The sequence below is a fragment of the Chitinimonas sp. JJ19 genome (genome assembly GCF_036961565.1).
Lineage (GTDB): Bacteria > Pseudomonadota > Gammaproteobacteria > Burkholderiales > Chitinimonadaceae > Chitinimonas.
This window is the reverse complement of record NZ_JBAMDD010000004.1, coordinates 129,852-153,260: the sequence shown is the minus strand read 5'-3', so window position 1 is coordinate 153,260 and position 23,409 is coordinate 129,852. Positions and strand designations below refer to the sequence as shown.

Below are 23,409 nucleotides of genomic sequence, written 5' to 3'. Positions count from 1 at the left end.
TATCGCCTGATATATGGATGACGCGGTCGTAGCCGTCGACAATCGAGATCTGCAGCAGGGTGAGCGTCCCAACCTCATCCAGCAGTTCAATCAACTCCCCAATACGCGCAAGATACTCACGATAGCCGTCATCGCAGCCGTGGTGGCGGCGCTGGTCATTGGTGTGCTGTGGGCGCGCGACCCCGGCTACAAGATACTGTTCGCCAATATTTCCGATAAGGATGGCGGCCAGATCGTCCAGATACTGCAACAGCAGAATATCCCCTACAAGCTTGAACCCGGCGGCGTGATCTCGGTGCCGGCCGAAATGGTGCATGCGGCCCGGCTGCAACTGGCGTCACAGGGTTTGCCCAAGGGCGGCACCGTGGGTTTCGAGTTGCTGGATAACCAGAAATTCGGCATCAGCCAGTTCGGTGAACAGGTCAATTACCAGCGTGCGGTTGAAGGTGAGTTGGCGCGGTCTATTGAGTCGCTCTCGGCTGTGGCTTCCGCCCGCATCCATCTGGCCATGCCCAAGCAGACCGTATTTCTACGTGAACAGCAGAAACCCACCGCTTCGGTATTGCTGACCCTGCATCCGGGCCGTGCGCTGGATGGGGCGCAGATTGCCGGCATTATCCATCTGGTGTCCAGCAGCGTACCTGATCTGCCTATCAAGAATGTCACGGTGGTGGATCAGGATGGCAGCCTGCTGTCCAACATGCCCGACCTGCTCAATGGTGGCAATGGTTCGCTCAACCAGCGGCAGATGGCTTTGGTGGCGCAGCAGGAGTCGCTGCTGTCCGAGCGTATCCAGAAAATACTGGAACCTATCGTCGGCAAGGATAACGTCAAGGCCGAAGTGACGGTTCAGATGGACTTCTCTGAAGTGGAGCAGGCGTCGGAGACGTTCAAGCCCAATTCACCACCCAATGCCTCGGCCATACGCAGCGAGCAGTCCAGCGAAGGGGCGGGTGCCAATGCCAGCCAGCCTTCCGGCGTGCCGGGTGCCTTGTCGAACCAGCCACCCGGTGCCGCCAGTGCGCCCATTACCTTGCCCAATCCACCGGGCGTGACTGTCAACAATGCGCCGTCCTCCACCTCGCATAAGGAGATGACGCGCAACTACGAGGTGGACAAGACCGTTGCCCATGTACGCCAGCAGGTGGGCGTGCTCAAGCGGGTCAATGCCGCTGTGGTGGTGAACTTCAAGCGGGTGCAGCAGAAGGATGGCGGCGTGAAGTCGCAACCGCTGACCCAGCCCGAGATCAACCAGGTGACCAACCTAGTACAGGAAGCCATAGGCTACAACCGGGATCGGGGCGATTCAGTGAAGGTGGTCAATGCTGCCTTTGCAGACCGCATACTGGATGTGGCGGGCAAGTCCTTCTTCGAGAAACTGACCGAATACCTGATTGCCAATACTGCCGATATCCTCAAGGTCATCCTGATTGCCCTGGTGGTGGCTTATCTCCTGTTTGGCGTGGTGCGCCCCATCCTGCGCGATGTGATACGCCCACGCCAGGACAAGGGTGCCATGGGGGGCGAGGAAGGTGGCGTGGCCCTGACGGCAGAGGAATTGGCGCAGTCTGAGGTGGAGGCCGAGGTGGTGGCCGAAGCCGAGGCGGGTGCGCAGTTGGCGGCTTTCAGCGAGCTGCTGCAGCGCGCCAAGGAAATGGCCAAGGAAGACCCGCGCATGGTGGCTACCATCATCCGCGAATGGCTCACTGCCGATCCTTCTGATCAAAAAACCGGTTAAGTCTTGGTCTGTTGGTTCGGCTGGGCTGGTGGGTGTCGCCGGCCGCCGGGCCTTGCAGGCGTCGATGTGAATCAGGGTGCCTATCGCACCGTTTTCTGGAGCCAGCATGGCCGCTAATGATGAAGCCATCCGCCGCAGTGCCATCCTGTTGATGAGCCTGGGTGAGGAGGCTGCTGTAGAAGTCTTCAAGTACCTGGGTCCTAAAGAGGTGCAGAAGATAGGCCTGGCCATGGCCAGCATGGATAACGTTACCCGCGAACAGGTGGAAGAGGTGGTGGGCGATTTCCTGGGCTCCACCATGAATCGCGCCAACTTCGGTGCGGCTGACGAGTACATCCGCTCGGTGCTGACCAAGGCGTTGGGGTCGGACAAGGCGGCCAACCTGCTGGATCGCATCCTGCAGGGGGGGGACAATACCGGTATCGAGTCGCTGAAGTGGATGGATTCGGTCGCGGTGGCCGAATTGATCAAGAACGAGCACCCTCAGATCATTGCCACCATCCTGGTGCATCTGGAGCCGGACCAGGTGTCCGAGGTGCTGAACCAGTTTGTTGAGCGCCTGCGCAACGATGTGCTGCTGCGTATCGCTACCCTGGAAGGGGTGCAGCCTACCGCCTTGCGTGAACTCAATGATGTGCTTACCCAGCTGCTGTCTGGTGCGGATCGCGTCAAGAAGTCGGCCATGGGCGGCGAGGGCATGGCAGCCGAGATCCTCAACTTCATGGGGGGGGTGGTCGAAGCTTCGGCCATCAATGCCATACGGGAATACGATCCAGAACTGGCGCAGCGTATCCAGGACAAGATGTTCACCTTCGAGAACCTGATCGATATCGACGATCGCGGCATACAGTTGCTGTTGCGCGAAATATCGTCCGACTCCCTGATTACCGCCATGAAGGGTACCAGCGAGATACTGCGTACCAAGATATTCAAGAATATGTCGCAGCGTGCGGCCGAGATGCTGCGCGACGATTTCGAGGCCAAGGGTGCGGTCAAGGTGTCCGAGGTCGAGGCCGAGCAGCGCGAGATACTCAAGGTGGTGCGCCGCCTGGCTGATGAAGGCCAGATTGCGATTGCCAAGGGTGGTGGCGAAGGGTTTGTCGAGTAATGCCGCGCGAGCGGTTTTAGCGCTGCTAACCCGGCCGGCATGGCGGTTGTGGCCAGGCGCGTGCGGCAGTCTGTACGTGGGTACGGCAAGCTCGCACAACAACGCCAGAAGGGTTTTGTTGGTGGCTCTTAACAAGTATGGGCGCTGAGGTGATGCAATGAAGGCCTGGGGTGAGAAGAAAATCATAAGGCGCGAGGATGTACCCCCGCTGGAACCCTGGCATATGACCCAGCTCAGCGGCACGTCGGTACAAAGGCCGCATGTGTATGTGCCTGAGGTAGTACCGGCAGAGCAGGAGCCCGTGGCTGAGCAGGCCGTGGAGGAAAGCACGGTGGTGGCCGAGGCCGAGATCAGCATGGTTCCCATGATTGCTGAAGTGGAGCTGGACCAGCTCAAGCTGGCGGCACATCAGGAAGCCTATGCCGATGGTCACGCTCAGGGCAGGCAGGCAGGGTTTGCCGAGGGTGAGGTGGCCGGGCGCGAAGCGGGCCATGCCGCCGGGTATGCAGCAGGCTTGCAGGTGGGGCGGCAGGAGGCTGAGGCGGAAGTGCTGCAGTTCAAGCTGCTGGTATCGCAACTGGCGACGGCCGTGGCGGACTACGAGGACGCGCTGGCCCAGCCCATACTGGATATTGCCCTTGCCGCTGCGCGCCAGATGGTGCGGCAGCAGCTGAGCCAATCGCCCGAGTCGCTGTTGGCCGTCGTACGCGAGGCCATCAACAGCCTGCCGGAGCTGCAAGGACCGTTGAAGCTGGAACTGCACCCGGATGACCTGGCATTGCTACAGACCTTGCTGGCAGGAGAGCTGGCTACCCTGCAATGGCGGCTGGAGCCGGTTGCCGAAATGGAGCGGGGTGGTTGCCGCATCAGCAATGCCAGTGTCGAGCTGGACTTGTCGCTATCTGGCCGGTGGCGGCGGATTGTTGAGGGCTTGGGGCGCAGCGACCCCTGGGTAGCTGACGATGAGCACTGAGGATGACGTTGCGCCTGCCGCATCGGCACCACCCGTGCTGGCGCGCTGGCAGCGCTATGCCGAGCAATGTTGCGATACCGTGGCGGCGACCAAGCCCTGGCTGCCCAAAGGGCGATTGACCCGGGTGGCCGGGCTGGTGCTGGAGGCGGTGGGCATCAAGCTGCCTGTGGGCGCAAGCTGTCACATCATTCTGCCGGCTGGTCACAGCATAGAAGCCGAAGTGGTGGGGTTTAACGGCGACAAGCTGTTTCTGATGCCTGTGGCGGAAGTCTATGGCCTGGAGCCGGGCGCCTGGGTGGTGGCTTATGAAGACCTGGCCAATCGGGTGCCCTATTTCAACCTGACCCATGCACCACGGCGCAGGCTGGAAGACCGGGGGCGCCAGGCGGCTGTTGGTCCGCATCTACTGGGGCGCGTGCTGGATGGCTTGGGCAGGCCCTTGGACAAGCTGGGGCATCTGCAGGTTGAAGCCCATGTGCCGCTGTTCTCCCGCCCCTTCAATCCCCTGGATCGTGTGCCGGTGCATGATGTGCTGGATGTCGGGGTGCGCGCCATCAATGCCATGCTCACAGTGGGCCGGGGTCAGCGCCTGGGCCTGTTTGCCGGTTCGGGCGTGGGTAAGAGTGTGCTGCTGGGCATGATGGCCCGCTACACCACGGCTGATGTGGTGGTGGTGGGTCTGATAGGCGAGCGAGGCCGCGAGGTAAAGGACTTCATCGAGAATATCCTCGGCGAGGAAGGCCTACGCCGCTCGGTAGTAGTGGCAGCCCCCGCCGATACCCCACCTTTGCTGCGCCTGCATGGTGCAGCTTACGCTACAGCGATTGCCGAGTATTTCCGCGATCAGGGCGCCAATGTGCTGCTGATCATGGATTCATTGACGCGCTACGCCATGGCGCAGCGCGAGATTGCCCTGGCCGTCGGTGAGCCGCCGGCCACCAAGGGCTATCCTCCTTCGGTCTTTGCCAAGCTGCCTGCGCTGGTTGAGCGGGCGGGCAATGGGCAGGAGGGTGGGGGATCCATCACCGCCTTCTATACTGTGCTGAGCGAGGGTGACGATCAGCAGGATCCCATCGCCGACAGTGCCCGCGCCATCCTGGACGGCCATATCGTGCTGAGTCGGCAACTGGCCGATGCAGGCCATTATCCGGCTATCGATATGGAGCAATCCATCAGCCGTGTGATGACCGACATCATCGAGCCAGAGGAATACAATCTGGTCAGGCGCTTCAAGCAGCTGTATTCGCGCTATCAGCGTAGCCGCGACCTGATCAATGTGGGTGCCTATGTGCGAGGGTCTGATCCCTTGCTGGACGAGGCGATAGCCAGGATGCCGGCCATGGAGGCATTTCTGCAGCAGGGTATTTTCGAGCGTGAGGGCTATGCCGGGGCCAGGATGCGATTGGCGGCCCTGTTTGGCGAATAAACTTATGTACCACCAACAAACCGCTGCCTTGGGTGGTGGTGCTAACTCCGGGTTGCTGTCGTGGCCAAGGCTTTTCAGTTTGCATTCCTGTTGGAACTCGCCATCGACAAACGCGAAGATGCGGCGCGCGCCATCAGCGCGGCACTGCAGCGGCTGGAGCAGGCGCGTGCGCGGCGGGCACAGATTGAGCAGTATCGTGAGGAGTACCGCACGCGCCTGACGGATACGGCATCGCGAGGCATGCGTATTCATCAATGGAACGATTTTCAGTTGTTCCTGGCCAAACTGGATACTGCGGTTGAGCAACAGCTGGCTGAAGAAGCGCGTTGCGAGGCGCAACTGGAGGCCCGCAAGCAGGCCTGGCAGGCCTGCGAGCGCGAGGTCAAGGCGTATGAGACCCTGCAGGACCGGCACCAGAGTCGTGAGACGCAGCGTGAAGCCAAGCAGGATCAGAAACTGACCGATGAATGGGCTTCGATACTACAGCGTCGGCGCGATGCATCGGGGCATTGATTTCGGGTGGGTGGCATTGTTTTTGCTGAGAGTGTACTGACCCCGACAGGGGAGAGACTCAGGACAAGGACTGCACCATGCCTACCGCCAGCCAGACCAACAATATCATTGCCCAGCTTGCTGCCTCCGTGACGGTGCCGGGTAAGTTGCGGGCCGAGGAATCGGTGGGCAACAACCTGTTTGAGCAATCGCTCAACCGGCAGATGCAGAGCCGCCAGAATGAGCAACTGGCGCGCGACGCCCAGGTAAGCAAGCCTGTACAGCACCAGGCCAAGCCTCTGGAGGCGGTCAAACCGGTGGCCGTGGCCAAGCCCGCGGAACCCGCCAAGCAGCCGGAAAAGGCGGCCGAGCCGAGCAAGATGGCAGAAACACCCGAGCAGACGACACCTGCGAGCGAACAGCCGGCGACCCGTGAAGCGGGTAAGGAGCGGTCGGAGGCGCCAGATCAGGACAAGGGGGCCGAAGGGAGTGCAGAGCAAGCTGCAGCTGCCGGCATGGTGGCGCAATTGCAGGTTTACGTGGACTGTGGCCTGGCTGCCTTGCAGGCTGAGGCCGAGGTAAAGGGTGACCCGCTATTGCAGCATGCAGGCCTTGCCCAAGCCTTGCTCGATGGCCGTGAAGCCGTGAAAGATAAATCGGACAAGAGTTTTTCCCAGCAACTGCTGGGTGAGGCTACGGACAAACTTGCCGGCCTGCGGCAGGACTTGCCGCAGGCTGATGCGGAAGCAATGTTACTGGATCAGGTGGCGAGCGGCTTTCAGGTTGCGCTGGATCAGAAGCTGGCATCGACCGATGCGGCGACCCTGCGCCAGCAATCCGGCACGGCGGCCATACGGATGGAGTTGCCACGTAGCCATACGACAGAATCGACACGTGGCTCCGCCTATGCCATCCACCAGCCTGTGGGCAGCGAGGGCTGGGATCGCGCCGTAGGTAACAAGGTCGTCATGATGGTGAGCAATCAGCAGCAGGAGGTGGAGATGCATCTGAACCCGCCCCACCTGGGACCGATGGAGGTCAAGCTGACGCTGAATCAGGACCAGGCCACCCTGACTTTCTTCGCGGCCCAGGCACCGGTGCGCGAGGCCTTGCAGGCCTCCATGCCCAGGCTAAGCGAGATGCTGGCGGAGAGTGGCATCCAGTTGAATCAAGCCCATGTGGAATCGCAGGCCGGGCAGGGTGGTCAGGGACAGGATGACAGGAGTGGCCGCCACGCTGGCCGTAGCTTCTCTGCCCAGACCGAAGAGGTGCAGGCACCCGCGAATACCTGGCGGGTGAAGCTGCCGCCAGGTCTGCCTGGCAATGTGAATCTGTTTGTTTGATATGCGCGTGCCGGTCGGGGCGCCGGCCGGCGTAGCGTAGGGGCGTGTAGGGGAATTGTCCGTGATTGCGTGTAACCCGCGCCAATGCTTGTTCCTGTGGCGGGTTTGCTTTATAAACAGACTAGGTGAGCAATATGTATGCACCCGCTTTGTTTAGAACAATACGCACTCCTAAAGGATAATTCTTATGGCAGAAGCCAAGAAACCTGCGCCGCAGGCAGACGCTGGGGACAGCGCGCCCAAGGGTAAGAAAAACGTCATTCTTTATGTCGTGATTGCCTTGTTGATACTGGTGATCGTGGTGGGTGGGGCATTTGCGACCTGGTTGTTCCTGACGATCTCGGCCAACCAGAGTTTTGGTGAACCGGTAGCCGCTACCGAGCAATCGGCCGACACGGGTGAGGCCGAGGGCAAGAGCAACAAGAAGAAGGAAAAGAAGAAGGCGGAGAGCGATGCGCCACCGGTCTTTACCAAGCTGGATACCTTTACGGTGAACCTGGCGAACGGTGTGGTACTGCAGACCGAGATACACGCTCAGGTGCTGGACGAGAAGCAGGCGGATTTGGTGAAAAGCTATATGCCGCGTATCAGCAGCCAGGTCAACCTGCTGCTGAGCTCGAAGAAGCAGGAAGATATTACGACCTTGGAATCCAAGGTGAAGTTGATGGACGAGATCAAGCAGACCGTCAACAAGGTGCTGGGGGCAAAGGACGACGAGGACGGCGTGATGAGCGTTGAATTCAAGACCTTTATCATCCAGTAAGGCAACGCAAGCGGTAATGGGGTCCGTATCATGGCCGACGACATACTTTCCCAGGAAGAGGTAGACGCCCTCTTACGTGGGGTGACGGGTGAAGACGAAGACGCGGACGAGGGGCTGGATTCCTCGGCCATACGCGCCTACGACATTGGCCGTCAGGAACGTATCGTTCGCGGTCGGATGCCGACCCTGGAAGTGATCAACGAGCGCTTTGCCCGTAACCTGCGCATAGGCCTGTTCAATTTCATGCGTCGTTCGGCCGAAATCTCGGTCGGGCCGGTGCGCGTGCAGAAGTACAGCGAATTCATCCGCAATCTGGTGGTGCCTACCAACCTCAACCTGATCCATATGAAGCCGCTGCGCGGCACCGGCCTGTTCATCTTTGATCCGGACCTGGTGTTTCTGGTGGTGGACAATATGTTCGGTTCGGATGGCCGTTACCATGTTCGGGTGGAGGGACGGGATTTCACCCCCACCGAGCAGCGCATCATCCAGCGCTTGCTGGAAGTGGTGATGGACGAGTACCGCAAGTCCTGGGAGCCGGTATTCAAGACCGAGTTCACCTATGTGCGCTCGGAAATGAATACCCAGTTCGCCAATATCGCCACCCCTACCGAGGTGGTGGTGGCCTTTACCTTCAAGATCGAACTCGGTTCGGGCGGCGGCGATTTTCATGTCTGCTTCCCGTATTCGATGATCGAGCCCTTGCGCGACATGTTGTACAGCTCCATGCAGGCAGACCGCATGGAGTCGGACAACCGTTGGGTCAAGCTACTATCGCGCGAAGTGCAGAATTCTGAAGTGCAACTGATCTGCAACCTGGGCAGCGCCAAGATTACGCTGGGAGATATCCTGGACCTCAAGGCGGGCGATGTGATTGGTATTGATATACCGGAAACCATCATTGCCGAGGTGGACGGGGTGCCACTGCTGGAAGGGCACTATGGTACGCTGCACGGGCAGTATGCCCTCAAGGTGGAGAAGATACTCACCTCGGCGGAGAACCTGATGCTCGATGAGGAGCAGCCTGAGGAGTTGAACAATGAGTAACGAAATGGACGAACAGGGGCTGGATGACTGGGCTGCCGCATTGGCAGAACAGCAGACCGCCGAAGCCGCTGCCATGGAGGCAGCCGTCTCTACGCCCGCCGTAGCCATGCCGACCGCGTCGCCGGCAGATATTTTCAAGAGTTTTGACCAGCAACCGGACAAGCCTACCGGTCCCTCCGGCATCGAGATGATCATGGACATCCCGGTGGCCATGACAGTGGAGTTGGGGCGTACCAAGATTGCCATCCGCAGCCTGCTGCAACTGGCACAGGGTTCGGTTGTGGAACTGGACGGATTGGCAGGCGAGCCCATGGATGTGCTGGTGAATGGCACGCTGATCGCCCAGGGCGAAGTGGTGGTGGTGAACGACAAGTTCGGTATCCGCCTGACCGATATCATTACGCCGGCGGAACGTATCCGCCGCCTGCACAAGTAAACCCTGCCCATGCGCCTGATCGCTCTATCGGCCGCCGCACTTTCTGCGGCGGTTTCTGTTTGTGTGCTGGGTGCGGAGCCGGCCAAGGCTGCTGCCGCCGTGCCGGTATTGAGCAGCCCGGCTGGCCCGTCCCTGCTTAGCCTGGTACAGGTGTTCTTTTCGCTGCTGCTGGTGATTGCGGCCATTTTTGGCTCCGCCTGGCTGATGCGGCGGATGACCCCCGGCCATTTCGGCGGGCAGGCCCAATTGCGCGTGGTCGGCGGTGTCATGGTTGGTGCCAAGGAACGCGTGGTGGTGGTGGAGCTGCGCGATACCTGGCTGGTGCTTGGGGTCACACCGAACAAGGTGTCAACCCTGCATACCCTGCCCAGGCCCGATGATCTGCCACAGGTGGCGGCTCCGATGCCTTTTGCCGAGAAGTTGGCCGGTGTGATCAAGGCCCGCCGGGCGGGAGAGGGAGCGCAATGAGGCCACGCATCTACCTGCTTGGCCTGATTGCCCTAGCGCTACCCGCCGTAGCAGCCGACCCCGGTCTGCCCCTGCTGACCAGCCAGCCCAGCGGGGCAGGGCAGAGCTATACGCTGACCCTGCAGACCCTGCTGTTCCTGACCAGCTTGACCTTCCTGCCGGCCATCCTGTTGATGATGACGGCGTTTACCCGCATCGTCATCGTGCTGTCCATGCTGCGGCAGGCACTGGGCACCATGCAGGCGCCCCCCAACCAGGTGATCGTCGGTTTGTCGCTATTTCTCACGGTGTTCGTGATGTCGCCGGTGCTCGACAAGATTTGGGTGGAGGCGTACCAGCCGTTCTCGCAGCAGCAGATTGATTTCAATACGGCGGTGGAGCGCGCTAGCGTGCCGCTCAAGCAGTTCATGATCAAGCAGACCAGGCAGAAGGATTTGGCGCTGTTTATCGAGCTGTCTCAAAGTGCCAAACCCCAAGGGCCGGAGGATGTCAGCCTGAAGGTGCTGGTCCCCGCCTTTGTGACCAGTGAGCTGAAGACGGCCTTCCAGATCGCCTTCCTGGTATTCATCCCCTTTCTGATCATCGACATGGTGGTGGCCAGCGTGCTGATGGCCATGGGTATGATGATGGTGAGTCCGGTGACCATTTCCCTGCCGTTCAAGATCATCCTGTTTGTGCTGGTGGATGGCTGGACACTGCTGATAGGCTCCCTGGTGCAAAGCTTCTATACCTAGCTTGCTACGGGTTCTGGCACTCTCCAGCTCATACTGAGATCAAACAAACCGAGGAGGCATCGTCATGTCACCGGAAATGGTCATTACTATCATCCAGCGTGCCTTCGAGGTCATGATACTGATAGGCGGCCCCATGCTGCTGGCCGGGCTGGTGGTAGGCCTGATCATCAGCGTGTTCCAGGCTGCCACCCAGATCAACGAAGCCACGCTATCGTTCATTCCCAAGCTGTTGATCACCTTTATGGTAGCGGTGCTGGCAGGGCCTTGGATGCTGTCCATCCTGATGGACTACACCATACGGCTGTATCAGGCCATCCCCACCATGATCGGGTAGTCTCGCCGTGTTGCGTTCCACGCCTAAGCCGCCACGGCGGCCTGATATGCAATCTGGCTGCTGGTCGCGCCAAGGTAGCAGGCGGCCGCTATGATCACCCTGACCGATGCACAGATACAGGCATGGCTGGGGATGTTGCTATGGCCTTTCTTCCGCATCTTGGCCATTTTTGCCATGGACCCGTTCTACTCCAGCCGCAGCATACCGGTGCGGGTACGGGTGGGTTTGTCCATGATGCTGGCCATTCTGATTGCGCCCTCCTTGCCACCCATGCCAGCTATTGAGCCGGTATCGGCCTTGGGGATACTGGTGATAGCCCAGCAACTGCTGATTGGACTGGCCATAGGCTTCACCATGCGGCTGGTGTTCTCGTCCATCGAAATGGCCGGCCACCTTGCGGGCTTGCAGATGGGCTTGGGTTTTGCCAGTTTCTATGATCCGCAGCACGGCACCAATACCGTGGTGGTGGCGCAGTTCGCCAGCCTGCTGACCATCCTGGTGTTCCTGGCCATGAATGGCCACTTGCTGGTGATAGAAACCATTGCCCGTAGCTTCGTGTTACTGCCTATCTCGGACCAGCCCATGAAGCTGGCGGGACTAAAGCTGCTGGTTGACGCCGGTGGCCAGATTTTTACGTTGGGCCTGTTGTTGTCGTTACCGGTGCTGGCGGCGCTATTGATCACCAATCTCTCCATCGGCGTCATGTCGCGTGCTGCACCGCAGTTCAATGTGTTTGCAGTGGGTTTTCCGCTGACTTTGGGAATAGGCGTTGCGGCGTTGTACTTCTCGCTGCCGCAGTTTCCACCGCATATACACAGGTTGATGGAAGAGGCGACGCGGCTGGCTTACCGATTGGCCAAGGTGTTTGGCGGCGGCTAGTGCTGGGCTGGCTTTGCCATTTCAATCTGCTTGAGATACCTGCCTGATAATTCATCAATAAGCATAATCAATCGTCAGGGGTATGAATAATACCCCGATTGGGTTTTATTCCGTAATCATTTAAATACCCATAAAGGATTTTATTCGTACTGGGTATTTAAGTGCAGATGTATTATATGCGTTGGGAAACTACAACGATCCAAAGTGTCGGCATGCAATTCTTTCTCCTTGTTATTGTTGGTAATAGAATCCGTGGCGCCATGGCCGACCTTGTGATGGGCTGATGGTACTTACAACAAATAGCCAAACGGAAATATGAAGGAGAGATTCAATGAATAAGTTTTTGGGAGCGGTGGCCATGGCTTTGCTAGGCTGCAGCGCAATGGCGGCACCTGGTGACGACTATGTCAAAAAGTGCGCACCGAGCACGCTGGATGTTTTCTGGTATGCGGGCACGGTATCATGCATGTACGGTAGCTTCCCCACTAATGGCACCCTGTTCGGCTATCAAGAAAAAACCATGAGCGCGTGGGTGACGCTTTATAGCCCGGATAGAAGCCAATTCTGCCACGCACAGGTTCCTTTTTCCCATGTGGAGCGCCGGCCTAATGGTGAAACCTGCACCATGGTGCCTAAGCAGCCTTTCGCGACAGTCTCCGTACAGGATCGTGAATGCCACTCCAAGCTGCACAATGGCTGGATAGTCTGGAGTGATGCTTCTGGTGCATCCCCGTCGCCCGCGACGGCTGAGATTGAATTGGATCCATTCAGCACAGGGCAATTTGTACCCTCAGGAACGCAGTTTGAATTCCGGTCCGGACGAGGCACGGCAACATTCAGGGTCAGATTGACCGCCAATGGCCAGGTGGGATCGTGGGCTTATGCGACTACAACCCGGCTTTGCTCTTGGGACGATGGCCGGCATTGAGCCTAGATAGGTTTCGGTCGCCTATTAGCCTGTCCAGATTGCACAAGGCATGGGCGTAACAGGGTAGGTTCAGGCCCGCTAGTGCGGGCCTGTTATCCATTCACTACACTGCGTCGGCACCGGTCTCGCCGGTGCGTATGCGCACAACCTGCTCCACAGGGCTGACGAAGATCTTGCCGTCGCCTATCTTGCCGGTGCGGGCAGCTTTGACAATGGCATCGATGGCGGATTCGACCTTGTCGCTGGTGATGACCACTTCGATCTTTACCTTGGGCAGGAAATCGACCACATATTCGGCACCTCGATACAGTTCGGTATGACCTTTTTGGCGGCCAAAGCCTTTGACCTCGGTGACAGTAAGACCAGTCACACCGACTTCGGCCAGGGCTTCTCGCACTTCATCGAGCTTGAATGGCTTGATGACGGCTTCGATCTTCTTCATGTCCATGTTTTCCTCCTGATAAGAACGACAAAGGGCCCCGGAAGGCCCTTTGGTGTAACTGGCTGGACGAGGATTACTCGACCTTGGCCTTGGCGCGCAGATCAGCGATCAGCTTGTCCAGTGCCTGGCCTTGCAGTTGCTGCTGGATGGCGCCCTTCACTTCGTCGAAGGATGGGCCTTGGGCTGCACGAACGTCGTCCAGCTTCATGACATGGTAGCCAAACTGGGTCTTGACCGGGGTTTGGGTGATCTGACCCTTGGCCAGCTTCTGCATGGCTTCGTCGAATTCCTTCACCATGGCACCAGGCTGCACGCGCTCATACAGGCCGCCCTTGTCCTTGCTGCCTGGGTCTTGCGACTTTTCCTTGGCCAGATCTTCGAACTTCTTGCCCTTCTTCAGCGCGGCGATAACGTCGTTGGCTTCCTTCTCGGTCTTCACCAGGATGTGACGAACGTTGTATTCCTTCTGGCTGGCCATCTTGGCCTTCTCTTCGTCGTAACGCGCCTTCAGGGTGGCTTCCGAGATAACGTTGTTCTTTTGATAGTTCTGGACGTAGGCCTTCAACAGAACGTTTTGCGATGCCATGCCGATTTCGAAGAGCACATCAGGGTTCTTGGCCAGGCCTTGTTTGTTGGCCTCCTGGGCAATCACTTCCTTGGTGATCAGATCTTCACGGATCTTGGCGCGCAGCTCTGGGCTGTCCTTCATGCCGCGAGTGGCGACTTCCTTGAGGATGTAGTCCATCTGGCTCTGCGGGATGGCGACGCCATTGACCACGGCCACCGGCTTGTCAGCAGCGATGGTGGCACCGGCCAGCAGCGCGGCGATCAGTGCGGGGGCGAAAATCTTGGTTTGCATCGAATACGTCCTTCTTGGCTCTTTGAGGGGGTAAGTTGCAGATTCAAGGTTCGCGGGTGCTGATGCACCTGCAGAACCGGGTAAGGTTCAGCTCGCGGCTTCGCCCGGGGTCCGGGCTTCGATGGCGAGCGCATGGATCTCGCGCCGCATCATCTCACCCAGTGTTTCGTAAACCAAACGGTGGCGTGCCACCGATGTCAGGCCGACAAAGCGCTCGGACACAATCTGCAGGCGATAGTGCCCGCCACCCGATGCTGCGCCAGCATGACCTGCATGTTTTGCGCTGTCATCACGCAAATCCAGCAGCTGCGGATTCAAAACCGCGAGTTTCTCACGGATTTGGTCTGGAATGTTCATGCAGGTAGCACCCTTTTGAAAGGTCGTACATCCACGTTTTCATAAACACCGGCCACCAGGTAGGGATCGGCATCTGCCCAGGCCTGGGCGGCGGCAAGATCGGCGAACTCCGCTACGATCAGGCTGCCACTAAAGCCCGCTGGGCCAGGGTCGGGGGAGTCAATGGCAGGGAAAGGCCCGGCCAGCAGCAAGCGGCCTTCCGCCTGCAGCTGGTTGAGGCGTGCCAGATGCGCAGGCCGGTTGGCTAGCCGTAGCGCCAGTGAGTCAGCGACATCCCGGCCGGTAATGGCATAGAACATGGTGCGTCCTCTGGGTTCAATTTGCCGTAGATGGGGTTGCGACACCCCGTTTCAAGTGGCCTGCATGATATCGGCCATGGCCATATGGGTCAGCTTCTCGATATTGCTGATCAGGTAATACAGCGTGGCTGCCAGCACAAGGGTGCTGGGCAGTACGATGACGGGGTAGCTCAACAGGGTCATGCGGCCCAGTTCTGCGGTGAAGGCCGGGGTGCCGGGCTGGCTGACGACTATCCATTTGGCCAGTACATAGTTGAGCACGCCTGATAGCAGGAAGGACGAGGCGATCAGCCAAGAGCTGTTGGTCAGTACCTGATCGAAGCGGCGCTCGTTGCCGTATTGCTTGAGGGCCGCCGCAATCTTGTCTACCTGTAGAACCTGTTCGTTATAGAGGAAGGTACGTACCAGCGGGTAAGGCGTCTTGATGGAAATGACCGTCAACAAGCCCAGCAGGGTGGGGATGGCGGCCTCCTTGATGGCGATGTATTCGGGCGGCAACTTGAGCAAGGCCATGCCACCGGTGAGCATGATGGAGATCAGGCCCAGGATGGAAATGAAGTTGGTCTTGCGGCTGGTCAGGTATTCACGGATGCCGTAACCCAATGGAAACATCAGGGCGACCAGCATGCTCCAGACAGGACCCAGGCGATTCTCGTCATTCAACTGCGTCATGATGACGGTTGGAATGATGATGTTCATCAACAGGTTGCCCATCAGGCTGGGTTTGTTTGGTGCAGGTGCTGCGGTAGGGGGGACCGAATCTATCGGCGAGTGGGCCAAGTTTGCATCTCCGACGGGGCGGCTGGACAGGATAAAGCTGCAACTATAAGCGCTTTGATCTGACTTGCACATACCGTTGGGATAAGTGGTCGGATGGGGCCGATGTAGTGGCGAGTCCGGCGCTGCTATCCTCTGCTTGGCGGGAATCAGCCCTCTACCGAGGCATGCCAATGGCCGTTGGCGCTCTGCCACAGTTGCAAGGGGCAGTCGTAGGCCAGGCGAAGATTACTGGGGCATAGTGCCTCGCTTGGCCGACCCTGGGCCAGCAGGCGGCCGCCGCCCAGTAGCAGTACCTGATCTGCCCAACGGGCCGCCTGGGCAATATCATGCAGCACGGCGATCACCGTGCGTCCGTGGGTAGCTTCGCTGCGCAGGCGGCGGAACAACTGCGCCTGGTGCTTGAGATCCAGGTGGTTGGTTGGTTCGTCCAGTAACCAGATCGGGGCGTCTTGTGCCTGCAGCCGGGCCAGGCCGGCACGTTGCCGTTCGCCACCAGACAGGCCACCCCAGCGACGTTGTGCTAGGTGGCTGATGTCATATGCTGCCAAAGCTGCACCCACCCGCCCCAGGTCGTCAGGGCTGGGTCTGCCGAAGCTGCCCAAGGCAGGGCGGCGGCCAAGCAGCACATATTGTTCTATGGTCAGCGGCAGGTCATGGGCGGGAAACTGCCCCAACCAGCCAAGTTGGCGCGCACGGCTTGGGGGATCCATCTTGTGCAAGGGCAGGCCGGCCAATCGCACATCGCCCTGGCTGGGTGGTAGCAGGCCCGCCAGCAGCCGCAGCAGGGTACTCTTGCCGGCGCCGTTGGGGCCGAGCAGGACGGTGAAACTGCCGGCCGGAATATGCCCGGCTATATCTCGTAGCAAGTGATGGTTGCCCTGGCGATAGCCTAGCTGGCTGAACTGCAGCAGGCCATCGGCAAAGGCGGCGGGACGGAACTGCGCAGGCAGGGGGGCGTTCATGCGTGACTCCCGGTTCGGCGACGGAGCAGCCAGACGAAACACACAGGTCCGATAAAGCCGATGAGCAGGCCAACCGGCAAGTTGATGGGGTAGGCGATACCCCGCGCCAGGGTATCCATCAGCAGCAGGAAGCAGGCGCCACTGAGGGCTGAGACCAAAATCAGCTGGCGCCGCCCGCCACCCAGCCAGAGCGCGCAGGCATTGGGGATCATCATGCCGATGAAACCGATGATGCCAGCGATGGAGACCGCCGCCCCGGCGGCCAGGGCGGCACCGATGGCGGTCAGCAGGCGTACCCGCTCCACGTTGACACCCAGGCTGGTGGCTTCTTCATCGCCCAGCAGCAAGCAATCCAGATCCCGCCCCAAAACCAGCAGCAGGGCGATGCCTGCCAGCGCCACGGGGCTGGCCCAGAGCAGCGGTGCGCCAACAGTCGTGCCCAACTGGCCTGACAGCCAGCTCAGCGCACTACGCAGGGCCAGGTCATCGGACAGGAACAGCAGCAGGCTGGTGGCCGCCGCGGCAAAGCTACCCAGCATCAGGCCCATCAGCAGCAGGCTGATATTGCCGCCGCCGACCAGCTTGACCAGCAACAGCAACAACCAGGTAGCCAGCAGGGCGCCGCCAAAGGCGGCAATAGGTAGTGGGATGGTCAGGTGCAGCGCCATGACGGCAACGGCGGCCAGGGCAGCCCCGCTGGCAGTGCCGATGAGGCCAGGGTCGGCCAGGGGGTTACGGAATAGCGCCTGCAGCGCGGCACCGCTGGCGGCCATGGCGGCGCCCACGATCAGGGCTGCGGCGATGCGTGGCAAGCGCAGGCCGCTGACCAGCGGATCGCTGAAGTCTGGCCAAGCCCAGCTGTCGCCGGCATAGCCGACGGCAAAGAGCAGCAGGCATGCCGCCAGCGTGGGCCAAGCCAGGTAGGGCAGCCTGCCAGCGGCGGGTAAGCGGGCCGGATGGCTGGGTCGGCGTAACCAATAGGCGCGGGTGGTGGGCATAGTCAGCGCGTTGGGTGGGCGATGTGCCACAGGACACCACAAGGATCGACCAGCGAGAACTGGCACATGTGCCAGGGCTTGTCTTCTGGCGGTGTCCCACGTGTACCGGGGTAGCGGTCAAACAGCTCCAGTTGCTTGATATGGTGCCACCAGGCATGTGCGTCGCTCACCAATAGATGCAGCACACAGTTCTGTGCCCAGTCCTTGCGATAGAAGTCCTGCAGCAGGAAGGCCTGCGCACCCAGGCTGAACTCGGCGAGTTCATCGCCAACCAGCCGCTCCTCAAAACCAAGATCGCGATAGAACCGGCAGCTGAGGTCGAAATCTCTGGAGGGCACGAAGGGTTTGAGTTCCAGTGCATCGAGCATGGGGAGCCTAAAGCAGGGTGCGCAGTTTCTGCACGGCGGCAGGACTGCTGAGGTTGACCACAAAGAAATCCTGTACCGGCACTTCATAGACGCGGCCGTGCCGGCCCGCAGGTGTCGCTGCGATGTCGGGTCGCCGCTTGAAGCTCTCCAGCCCGCCATAAACCGCACGGTTATGGTCTGCCACCAGGATCAGCTCTGGTGCCAGTTTGGCGATGGCTTCCGGATCCAGCGGCTTGTAGCCACTGACGCCGGCCGCAGCATTGATGCCGCCAGCGGCCCGAATCAGGGCATCGGCAGGGGTGTCGCTGCCGGCAACCGTCTTGCCCTCATAGGTGATCAACACGCGACGGCCGATAGAAGGTGCTGGCCGCATGGCATGCTGCCAATCGCTGGCCAGCTTGCTGGCTGCAGCGTCCGCACCGATCAGGTCGCCCACCCGCCGTATGGTGTTAGCGTAGTCACTACCATCTTCGCGCGTGCCGAGCTTGACGGCCTTGATACCCAGGCCACTCAGTTGCTGCCAGATGCCATCGGGCATGGCCATAGGGCTACCCAGCACCAGGCTGGGCTTGAGCCGGGCTACCGGCTCTATGGCCAGCCCGCGTGACAGGCCGATGTCGGTGGCGTGGGCCAGGGCAGCTTGGCGGGAGGAGCGGTCGCGCCCCACCACGTCCGGCGCATGGCCCAGGGCCACGACGATTTCGGCGATATCGCTGGTCAGTATGACCAACCGCTCTGCCGCCTGGGCGGTGCTGCCCAGTAGCAGGCTGCCTAGCAGCAGGCTGCGTGTCAGGGTCCGCTTAGTGAACATGGCGTGCCTCACGGTCTGGCAGGCCGTGCACCAGCTTGGCCCAACCGGGTAGTTCGGGGCGCCCTGGCTTGCGTTCGCCAAAGTACTGCACAATCAATTGCCCATCGCTGTCATAGCATTCCAGCGAGGTGACTTCGCCGTCACGTGTAGGCTTGCGCACTACGAAGGCCGTGTCGAACAGATCCATGCGCAGGTGCAGGTTGAAACCTGGGTCCAGCACATTGAGCCAGGGGCCCATGGCGACCACTTTCTTTACCGGCCCGGTGTGTATCTGCAGACAACCCTGGTTGCCGGCAAAAACCATGATGGGCAGGTCTTGCTCGGCGGCGGCATGCAGCAGCAGTGAGACGGACTCCAGCGACACAGCCCGTACATAGCCGACCGGTGCCAGGCGCAATGCTTGGGGGCGGGTCAGGTTGAAACGCCGCATCAGTGGAAAGAATTCATGGGTGTCGGCCAGATTGAGCCAACCCTGGCGGAAGGCCGTAGTATCCACGGCAGTATCGGGTTGTTCTGCGGTGGGCTCATGCCGGCGATCGGGCTCGACCGTGGCGTGGCAACTGGCATAGCGGGATACCAGCTCGTCATAGGCTGCCTGGCTGGATTCCGAGGTCAGGAATACCTTATGCACGGCATCGCCATGGCGATCAAAAAACTGTAGCGAGGGGCGCTCGCCACGCAGGGCAAAGCCGTAGCGCCAGCTTTGCAGAAAGAAGCGCAGATCGATCTCTGGATTGAGTGCTAGGCCAACTTCGCCTTGAATGCTGACGTTGGCATAGATGCCGGTTTTTTCGTGTACCGCCGCCTCGTTGCGGGTCAGCGTCATGACTATGCCCAGGCTTTCCAGTTCGCCCAGGATATCGGCCCACTTGGGGAACAGGGTGATGGACAGCGGATCGGCTGCGACCAGTTCGGCCTCGGTTACTCCTAGCCGGCTGGCTGCATCTCGGGCGCGCAGCTTGGGTTCACTGGCTTTCAGGTGCAGATAGTTCTGCCACAGGGTGGATGCATTCATGGTTAGCCTCCGGTATTGCTGACGATGGAAAGACGCTTTGGGGCGCACCGGCTTCCCGGACGGTGCGCCCCGCTGCGTGGCCGCTGAGGCGGGCCTGGCCGTGGTACACAGTAAAAACCTTAGAAGCGGTACTCGAAACTGATGGCGCCGTTGCGGCCGGGCTGGGTGTAGCGGTCCAATACCGCCGCCACACTGCCTCGGCCACTGACGACCAGGCCTTTGACATCACTCCAGAGCCAGTACTTTTTGTCGGTCAGGTTGTACAACCCAGCACTGAGGGTGGCGTCCGGCCCCAGTTCCATGCTGGCGCTCAGGTCTAGCACGCCATAGCCGGGTGCGGCGAACAGGGTGTTGTTGCTGAGCCTGTCCTTGCTCTCTGCACCGCGCAGTGTCAGTGCGGTTTGCCAGCGGCCACCTTGGTAGTTGAGCGCCAACTGGCCGTTCAAGGGCTCCACCCCGTCATAAGGTTTGGCTTCGCTGGTTTTGTCGCCACGGGCGTAGGCCAGCGCACCGCGCAAATGCCAAGCATTTGTCATGCGCCACAAGGCTTTCAATTCCACCCCCTGGATGCGCATCTTGGTGACATTGCGTGCCTGGTACTCCATGTTGATGCCGTTGCCATTGGTGTCGCGTGGTGACACCAGCACGTTCTCGATGAAGTCGCTGTAGCGGCTATGGAAGTAGGTTGCAGCCAGCTCCAGCTGGCTGGAGCGATAGCGGCTACCCAGTTCCAGGCTGCGGCTTTTCTCGGACTTCAGGGCAGGGTTGGGGAGTACCTCGTAGCCATGTGCGGCATTGCTGAATACCAGCATGGCATCGTCGAAATTGGGGGTACGAAAGCCGGTACCCAACTGGGCGAAGCCGGTCCAACCGGTTGCCAGTGGCAGGCTCAGTGTCAGACGAGGTGACAGGGCGCTGTCTTTGTACTCGGCCACGCTCAGGCCGCGCGGATTGGCGGCGGCGAACAAGGCGTCGGGCTTGGGGGTAAGGGTGTAATGGTCGTAGCGCAGCGAGGGCGTCAGGGTCATGCCGCTGGCAAAGGTGATCTCGTCCTGCGCAAACAGGCCTACACGCTTGCTGGTGTTGTCGGGGAAGGTTTTCTGTGGAAACTGCTCGCCCCCCACAATCGTGGTGCTGGTACCGTTGGCATTGGTTTGCAGGCGGTAGCGTGGCCGGCTGGTCTCGGCGGTGTTGTACTCGGCACCCCATACCACGCTGTGCAGCAGGCTGCCTTGATCCAGCCTGTGGGTAAGCTGGGCATTCAGACCCCAGCCTTCCTGCTCGAAGCCGGACTGGTTGGTGCGCCTGATATTGCCTGGCAACTGCTCCAGGCCATCTTCGCGGCTCTCGGCCGATTGGGCGTAGAGCTGGAGGTGGGCGCCTACCAAGCCACTGCCATCGCGGCGATAGTCATAGGCGAGGCTGGTACGGTCGCGGCGCGATTTATCGCTGGCTGTCTGGGACAGCAAAGCGGCGCTGCGATTGCTGAGAAAGTCGCCAGCTTGGTCACGCCGGAAGATATCGTGGGTCAGGCTCAGGCTTTGACCGGCTGCGGGTGACCACGCTAGCTTGGTCAGCAAGGCCTGGCTGTCCCAATCCAGCGGATTGGCGATAGTGCGCCTGTCGGAGGCACTGCCATCGGTGCCCATGCTTTCGGTATTCTCACCCTCCCGGCGGGTATAGCTGAACAGCGCGTTGAATTGCCCGCTGCGCAAGCCTGCCGCAGCACCCAGCTTGTTGCTGCTGTCTGCACCATAAAACCCTGCACGCAGCCGGCCGCCCACGGTATCGCCAGCCTGTAGCAGGTCTTTCATTGTCAGGCTGCGATAGGCCAACACGCCGGCAATGGCATCGGCGCCATACAGGCCGGAATACGGGCCCTTAACGACCTCGGCGGCGCTCAGGGTGTCGAGCTCTACCATATCGCGGCCGGAGATGGCGGCACCACCGCCACCTGCATAAAGTGATGGTAGTGAGATGCCATCGATCTGCAGCAATACGCGGTTGCCATCCAGGCCGCGTATGGCGACCGAGCCCAACCCGCGCCGGACCGGATCACGGCTGACATCGACGCCAGGCTCGTCGCCCAGCAGGGTTTGCAGGTTACGGGCAGTACCGGCGCCATCTCCCTGGGTGGACAGGACGGCGGTGTTGGGGGCGACGCTTTCGGCGTCCTTGGCGAGCCGTGTTGCGGTGACGGAAACAGCTGGCAAGGTTGCGGCAGCGGCAATATCTGCAGCGTTGTCGGCCAGCGCGGGTATCAGCGGCAGGGCGGCCAGCAAGGCTGCAAGGGGTGTCAGGCGTGTGAGGGTCTTGCCAGTCATCAGGTTCAGCATCCAAAAAATCGCCCCGCCGCCATCAAGCGGCGGGAGCGGGAAATTGGCTGGCTGGCCAGCGTAAGCTGGCGGGCTGGCTACATCGTCATGGAGAGGGTGAAGCGTATTCGGTCCGGCTTGGCACGTTGCGCCGGGGGCATGCAAGCTTGTACTTTGGTGCCTACTTGGTCAGTATCAATTTGCCGTTGCGGGTCAGCCGCAGGCGATAGACCTCGCCTTGATGGCTGATTTCTATCTCTTGCCGCCCTTGCATCAGGCTACGCAGTTCAAGGCGTAGCCTGGGCGTCTGGCTGGCGGTCTTGCCTAGGGTCAGGGTGCTTGAGTTCATGCATTGAATGATAATGGTTATCATTTAACAATTGCAAGCGGAATATGATCAGTCCTGCGCTACCAGAAATCCCAGTTCCTCCGTTTGGCTGGTCAGGTGCAAGGTGTCCGATGAGGCTGTTCTGGTCTTGGTGGCGTTGGTGAACAGGGGGAGGCCAGGCAGTCAGCAAACTTGGTCTGACTGTAGCCGATGAGGCTGCACCCATTGCATGAATCGACAAGACTGCTGGTGCTTGTGCGGGCTAGACTGTGGTGCTGAGTTCGCCTGGAAAAAGTCGCTTGGAGAGGGGGCTGACGGTAGCGGTTTGTTGTAGTCGTCTTGCTGGCCTAATCCAAAGGCTAGCGCTATGGCGGTACCGGGCGGAATACTGTGTCACCGTAAGGAATAAAGCCGTGCAGGCTCTGGTCAACACCAATGCAATCGACCCGCTGGTGGAGCGGCGTGTTTATGCCCAGGAGGCGGATGGGCATAGGCATGATTACTGCCAGTTGCTGCTGGGCCTGCGTGGCAGCGCTACCCTGGAAATGCACGGACGGCAGTTTCAGGCCAGCGTGCTGCATGGGGTGATCGTGCCTGCGGATTGCCAGCATGAGTTTGCCGGCCAGGGCGATAACTGCCAGCTGGTGGTGGATATGCCCGTGGCCTCGGTGGCTGTGCCTGCTGCGCTATTTAGGCGGCCCCGCGCTTTTGCCATTACGCCGGCTTTGCGGGGCTGGCTGGACAAACTGCCGCAGCTACCGTATGGCCCCGCACTACGGCAGCGTCAGTACGACTGGCAACTGGCGGTTGGCCTGGCTGGTGCGGTAGCGCAGAGCCTGGGCGGGGATGCCGGTGAGGGCTGTGGCTTTCCGGTAGCGCAGATCGATGCCTATCTGCGTAGGCGATTGGCGCATCCGATAGCCATGGCTGAACTGGCGGCCCATTTCGGCTGGGGCATGCGGCGCTTTCATGACCTGTTCTGCGAAGCGTTTGGCGCTACGCCGCACCAATACCATACCCGACTGAAGCTGGATGCGGCGGTTGGCCTGCTGGCCCGGCAGGGCCTGCCGTTGGCGGAGATCGGCCAGCGCTTGGGTTATGGCGACCAGCCTGCATTTACCCGGCGATTCAGCCAGCGCTTTGGGATGCCGCCTGGGCAGTGGCGGCGGGAGGCAGATAGCGGTACTGCGGCGAAAGGTTTTTGAA

General features: G+C 60.3%; 27 protein-coding genes. 15 read left to right on the top strand and 12 right to left on the bottom strand.

From position 1 onward, the window contains the following. The first annotated feature begins 13 nt into the window (after window positions 1-13). The 14 genes from fliF to V7714_RS06680 all read left to right on the top strand — a co-directional run bounded on the left by fliF (window position 14) and on the right by V7714_RS06680 (window position 12,669). Entirely contained in the window at window positions 14-1,738 is a 1,725-nt protein-coding gene (gene fliF / locus V7714_RS06745) for a flagellar basal-body MS-ring/collar protein FliF (protein ID WP_335709031.1), read from the top strand. Window positions 1,739-1,844: 106 nt separating this feature from the next. Continuing rightward, window positions 1,845-2,846 carry a flagellar motor switch protein FliG gene (gene fliG, locus V7714_RS06740; protein ID WP_284197611.1) on the top strand — a complete coding sequence of 334 codons (1,002 nt, stop codon included), beginning with the start codon at window positions 1,845-1,847 and terminating at the stop codon, window positions 2,844-2,846. Between the two features lie 157 nt (window positions 2,847-3,003). Beyond that, the gene (locus V7714_RS06735) at window positions 3,004-3,819 is read left to right on the top strand and encodes a flagellar assembly protein FliH (protein ID WP_335709030.1); all 816 of its coding nucleotides are present in this window, start codon (window positions 3,004-3,006) and stop codon (window positions 3,817-3,819) included. After that, window positions 3,809-5,245, top strand: a complete 1,437-nt coding sequence (fliI, locus tag V7714_RS06730; protein WP_335709029.1) for a flagellar protein export ATPase FliI — start codon at window positions 3,809-3,811, stop codon at window positions 5,243-5,245. The genes V7714_RS06735 and fliI overlap by 11 nt, the downstream gene beginning before the upstream one ends. Before the next feature lie 60 nt (window positions 5,246-5,305). Continuing rightward, the gene (gene fliJ / locus V7714_RS06725) at window positions 5,306-5,758 is read left to right on the top strand and encodes a flagellar export protein FliJ (RefSeq protein ID WP_284197608.1); all 453 of its coding nucleotides are present in this window, start codon (window positions 5,306-5,308) and stop codon (window positions 5,756-5,758) included. A 77-nt stretch (window positions 5,759-5,835) separates the two neighbouring features. Continuing rightward, a complete protein-coding gene (locus tag V7714_RS06720; RefSeq protein ID WP_335709028.1) occupies window positions 5,836-7,080 on the top strand; it encodes a flagellar hook-length control protein FliK in 1,245 nt (414 codons plus the stop codon). Window positions 7,081-7,267: 187 nt separating this feature from the next. Next, window positions 7,268-7,843, top strand: coding sequence for a flagellar basal body-associated FliL family protein (locus V7714_RS06715; protein ID WP_335709027.1), 576 nt, complete (start codon window positions 7,268-7,270; stop codon window positions 7,841-7,843). 30 nt (window positions 7,844-7,873) lie between these two features. Then, window positions 7,874-8,890, top strand: a complete 1,017-nt coding sequence (gene fliM / locus V7714_RS06710; RefSeq protein ID WP_284197605.1) for a flagellar motor switch protein FliM — start codon at window positions 7,874-7,876, stop codon at window positions 8,888-8,890. Beyond that, window positions 8,883-9,326, top strand: coding sequence for a flagellar motor switch protein FliN (fliN, locus tag V7714_RS06705; protein WP_290331831.1), 444 nt, complete (start codon window positions 8,883-8,885; stop codon window positions 9,324-9,326). Before fliM ends, fliN begins: the two co-directional genes overlap by 8 nt. 9 nt (window positions 9,327-9,335) lie before the next feature. After that, entirely contained in the window at window positions 9,336-9,794 is a 459-nt protein-coding gene (gene fliO / locus V7714_RS06700) for a flagellar biosynthetic protein FliO (protein ID WP_335709026.1), read from the top strand. Then, complete coding sequence (gene fliP / locus V7714_RS06695; RefSeq protein ID WP_335709025.1) at window positions 9,791-10,528, top strand: flagellar type III secretion system pore protein FliP; 738 nt, start codon at window positions 9,791-9,793, stop codon at window positions 10,526-10,528. Before fliO ends, fliP begins: the two co-directional genes overlap by 4 nt. Window positions 10,529-10,592: 64 nt before the next feature. Beyond that, entirely contained in the window at window positions 10,593-10,862 is a 270-nt protein-coding gene (gene fliQ / locus V7714_RS06690; protein ID WP_284197601.1) for a flagellar biosynthesis protein FliQ, read from the top strand. A gap of 90 nt (window positions 10,863-10,952) precedes the next feature. Beyond that, window positions 10,953-11,741 carry a flagellar biosynthetic protein FliR gene (gene fliR / locus V7714_RS06685; RefSeq protein ID WP_335709024.1) on the top strand — a complete coding sequence of 263 codons (789 nt, stop codon included), beginning with the start codon at window positions 10,953-10,955 and terminating at the stop codon, window positions 11,739-11,741. A gap of 331 nt (window positions 11,742-12,072) precedes the next feature. After that, complete coding sequence (locus tag V7714_RS06680) at window positions 12,073-12,669, top strand: hypothetical protein (RefSeq protein WP_335709023.1); 597 nt, start codon at window positions 12,073-12,075, stop codon at window positions 12,667-12,669. Window positions 12,670-12,772: 103 nt separating this feature from the next. On the opposite strand, the gene V7714_RS06675 is transcribed toward V7714_RS06680, so the two are convergent. From V7714_RS06675 to hemP, 12 genes are all read right to left on the bottom strand, one after another. Next, window positions 12,773-13,111, bottom strand: coding sequence for a P-II family nitrogen regulator (locus V7714_RS06675; RefSeq protein ID WP_284197598.1), 339 nt, complete (start codon window positions 13,109-13,111; stop codon window positions 12,773-12,775). Window positions 13,112-13,184: 73 nt separating this feature from the next. Then, window positions 13,185-13,970, bottom strand: coding sequence for a peptidylprolyl isomerase (locus tag V7714_RS06670; RefSeq protein WP_335709022.1), 786 nt, complete (start codon window positions 13,968-13,970; stop codon window positions 13,185-13,187). 87 nt (window positions 13,971-14,057) lie between these two features. Then, on the bottom strand, window positions 14,058-14,327 hold the full coding sequence (locus V7714_RS06665; RefSeq protein ID WP_284197596.1) for a BolA family protein: 270 nt from the start codon (window positions 14,325-14,327) through the stop codon (window positions 14,058-14,060). Beyond that, the gene (locus tag V7714_RS06660; RefSeq protein WP_335709021.1) at window positions 14,324-14,626 is read right to left on the bottom strand and encodes a YciI family protein; all 303 of its coding nucleotides are present in this window, start codon (window positions 14,624-14,626) and stop codon (window positions 14,324-14,326) included. Before V7714_RS06660 ends, V7714_RS06665 begins: the two co-directional genes overlap by 4 nt. Window positions 14,627-14,677: 51 nt before the next feature. Then, complete coding sequence (locus tag V7714_RS06655; RefSeq protein ID WP_335709020.1) at window positions 14,678-15,340, bottom strand: VC0807 family protein; 663 nt, start codon at window positions 15,338-15,340, stop codon at window positions 14,678-14,680. 212 nt (window positions 15,341-15,552) lie between these two features. Beyond that, on the bottom strand, window positions 15,553-16,368 hold the full coding sequence (locus tag V7714_RS06650) for an ABC transporter ATP-binding protein (protein ID WP_335709019.1): 816 nt from the start codon (window positions 16,366-16,368) through the stop codon (window positions 15,553-15,555). Then, the gene (locus V7714_RS06645; RefSeq protein WP_335709018.1) at window positions 16,365-17,366 is read right to left on the bottom strand and encodes a FecCD family ABC transporter permease; all 1,002 of its coding nucleotides are present in this window, start codon (window positions 17,364-17,366) and stop codon (window positions 16,365-16,367) included. Before V7714_RS06645 ends, V7714_RS06650 begins: the two co-directional genes overlap by 4 nt. Window positions 17,367-17,368: 2 nt before the next feature. Continuing rightward, window positions 17,369-17,734: a hypothetical protein gene (locus tag V7714_RS06640; RefSeq protein ID WP_335709017.1), complete on the bottom strand. Its 366-nt coding sequence runs from the start codon at window positions 17,732-17,734 to the stop codon at window positions 17,369-17,371. Between the two features lie 7 nt (window positions 17,735-17,741). Continuing rightward, window positions 17,742-18,545 carry a heme/hemin ABC transporter substrate-binding protein gene (locus tag V7714_RS06635; RefSeq protein WP_335709016.1) on the bottom strand — a complete coding sequence of 268 codons (804 nt, stop codon included), beginning with the start codon at window positions 18,543-18,545 and terminating at the stop codon, window positions 17,742-17,744. Next, on the bottom strand, window positions 18,535-19,560 hold the full coding sequence (locus V7714_RS06630) for a hemin-degrading factor (protein ID WP_335709015.1): 1,026 nt from the start codon (window positions 19,558-19,560) through the stop codon (window positions 18,535-18,537). The genes V7714_RS06635 and V7714_RS06630 overlap by 11 nt, the downstream gene beginning before the upstream one ends. Before the next feature lie 119 nt (window positions 19,561-19,679). Further along, complete coding sequence (locus V7714_RS06625; RefSeq protein WP_335709014.1) at window positions 19,680-21,896, bottom strand: TonB-dependent hemoglobin/transferrin/lactoferrin family receptor; 2,217 nt, start codon at window positions 21,894-21,896, stop codon at window positions 19,680-19,682. Window positions 21,897-22,056: 160 nt separating this feature from the next. Next, window positions 22,057-22,224 (bottom strand): hemin uptake protein HemP, encoded by a 168-nt coding sequence (gene hemP, locus V7714_RS06620; RefSeq protein WP_284197587.1) that lies wholly within the window; start codon window positions 22,222-22,224, stop codon window positions 22,057-22,059. A gap of 392 nt (window positions 22,225-22,616) precedes the next feature. Between hemP and V7714_RS06615 the strand changes: the two genes are divergently transcribed. Beyond that, a complete protein-coding gene (locus tag V7714_RS06615; protein ID WP_335709013.1) occupies window positions 22,617-23,408 on the top strand; it encodes an AraC family transcriptional regulator in 792 nt (263 codons plus the stop codon). Window position 23,409 lies beyond the last annotated feature (1 nt).

Excerpts from the sequence above, each read along its gene's own strand:
- V7714_RS06630 (WP_335709015.1), bottom strand. The coding sequence starts at position 19,560 with ATGAATGCATCCACCCTGTGGCAGAACTATCTGCACCTGAAAGCCAGT.
- fliQ (WP_284197601.1), top strand. The coding sequence starts at position 10,593 with ATGTCACCGGAAATGGTCATTACTATCATCCAGCGTGCCTTCGAGGTC.
- V7714_RS06665 (WP_284197596.1), bottom strand. The coding sequence starts at position 14,327 with ATGAACATTCCAGACCAAATCCGTGAGAAACTCGCGGTTTTGAATCCG.
- V7714_RS06675 (WP_284197598.1), bottom strand. The coding sequence starts at position 13,111 with ATGAAGAAGATCGAAGCCGTCATCAAGCCATTCAAGCTCGATGAAGTG.
- V7714_RS06645 (WP_335709018.1), bottom strand. The coding sequence starts at position 17,366 with ATGCCCACCACCCGCGCCTATTGGTTACGCCGACCCAGCCATCCGGCC.
- V7714_RS06670 (WP_335709022.1), bottom strand. The coding sequence starts at position 13,970 with ATGCAAACCAAGATTTTCGCCCCCGCACTGATCGCCGCGCTGCTGGCC.
- fliG (WP_284197611.1), top strand. The coding sequence starts at position 1,845 with ATGGCCGCTAATGATGAAGCCATCCGCCGCAGTGCCATCCTGTTGATG.
- hemP (WP_284197587.1), bottom strand. The coding sequence starts at position 22,224 with ATGAACTCAAGCACCCTGACCCTAGGCAAGACCGCCAGCCAGACGCCC.
- V7714_RS06660 (WP_335709021.1), bottom strand. The coding sequence starts at position 14,626 with ATGTTCTATGCCATTACCGGCCGGGATGTCGCTGACTCACTGGCGCTA.
- fliP (WP_335709025.1), top strand. The coding sequence starts at position 9,791 with ATGAGGCCACGCATCTACCTGCTTGGCCTGATTGCCCTAGCGCTACCC.
- V7714_RS06735 (WP_335709030.1), top strand. The coding sequence starts at position 3,004 with ATGAAGGCCTGGGGTGAGAAGAAAATCATAAGGCGCGAGGATGTACCC.
- fliF (WP_335709031.1), top strand. The coding sequence starts at position 14 with ATGGATGACGCGGTCGTAGCCGTCGACAATCGAGATCTGCAGCAGGGT.
- V7714_RS06655 (WP_335709020.1), bottom strand. The coding sequence starts at position 15,340 with ATGGGCAACCTGTTGATGAACATCATCATTCCAACCGTCATCATGACG.
- V7714_RS06650 (WP_335709019.1), bottom strand. The coding sequence starts at position 16,368 with ATGAACGCCCCCCTGCCTGCGCAGTTCCGTCCCGCCGCCTTTGCCGAT.
- V7714_RS06720 (WP_335709028.1), top strand. The coding sequence starts at position 5,836 with ATGCCTACCGCCAGCCAGACCAACAATATCATTGCCCAGCTTGCTGCC.
- fliM (WP_284197605.1), top strand. The coding sequence starts at position 7,874 with ATGGCCGACGACATACTTTCCCAGGAAGAGGTAGACGCCCTCTTACGT.
- fliN (WP_290331831.1), top strand. The coding sequence starts at position 8,883 with ATGAGTAACGAAATGGACGAACAGGGGCTGGATGACTGGGCTGCCGCA.
- fliI (WP_335709029.1), top strand. The coding sequence starts at position 3,809 with ATGAGCACTGAGGATGACGTTGCGCCTGCCGCATCGGCACCACCCGTG.
- V7714_RS06635 (WP_335709016.1), bottom strand. The coding sequence starts at position 18,545 with ATGTTCACTAAGCGGACCCTGACACGCAGCCTGCTGCTAGGCAGCCTG.
- V7714_RS06680 (WP_335709023.1), top strand. The coding sequence starts at position 12,073 with ATGAATAAGTTTTTGGGAGCGGTGGCCATGGCTTTGCTAGGCTGCAGC.
- V7714_RS06715 (WP_335709027.1), top strand. The coding sequence starts at position 7,268 with ATGGCAGAAGCCAAGAAACCTGCGCCGCAGGCAGACGCTGGGGACAGC.
- V7714_RS06625 (WP_335709014.1), bottom strand. The coding sequence starts at position 21,896 with ATGCTGAACCTGATGACTGGCAAGACCCTCACACGCCTGACACCCCTT.
- fliR (WP_335709024.1), top strand. The coding sequence starts at position 10,953 with ATGATCACCCTGACCGATGCACAGATACAGGCATGGCTGGGGATGTTG.
- V7714_RS06640 (WP_335709017.1), bottom strand. The coding sequence starts at position 17,734 with ATGCTCGATGCACTGGAACTCAAACCCTTCGTGCCCTCCAGAGATTTC.
- fliO (WP_335709026.1), top strand. The coding sequence starts at position 9,336 with ATGCGCCTGATCGCTCTATCGGCCGCCGCACTTTCTGCGGCGGTTTCT.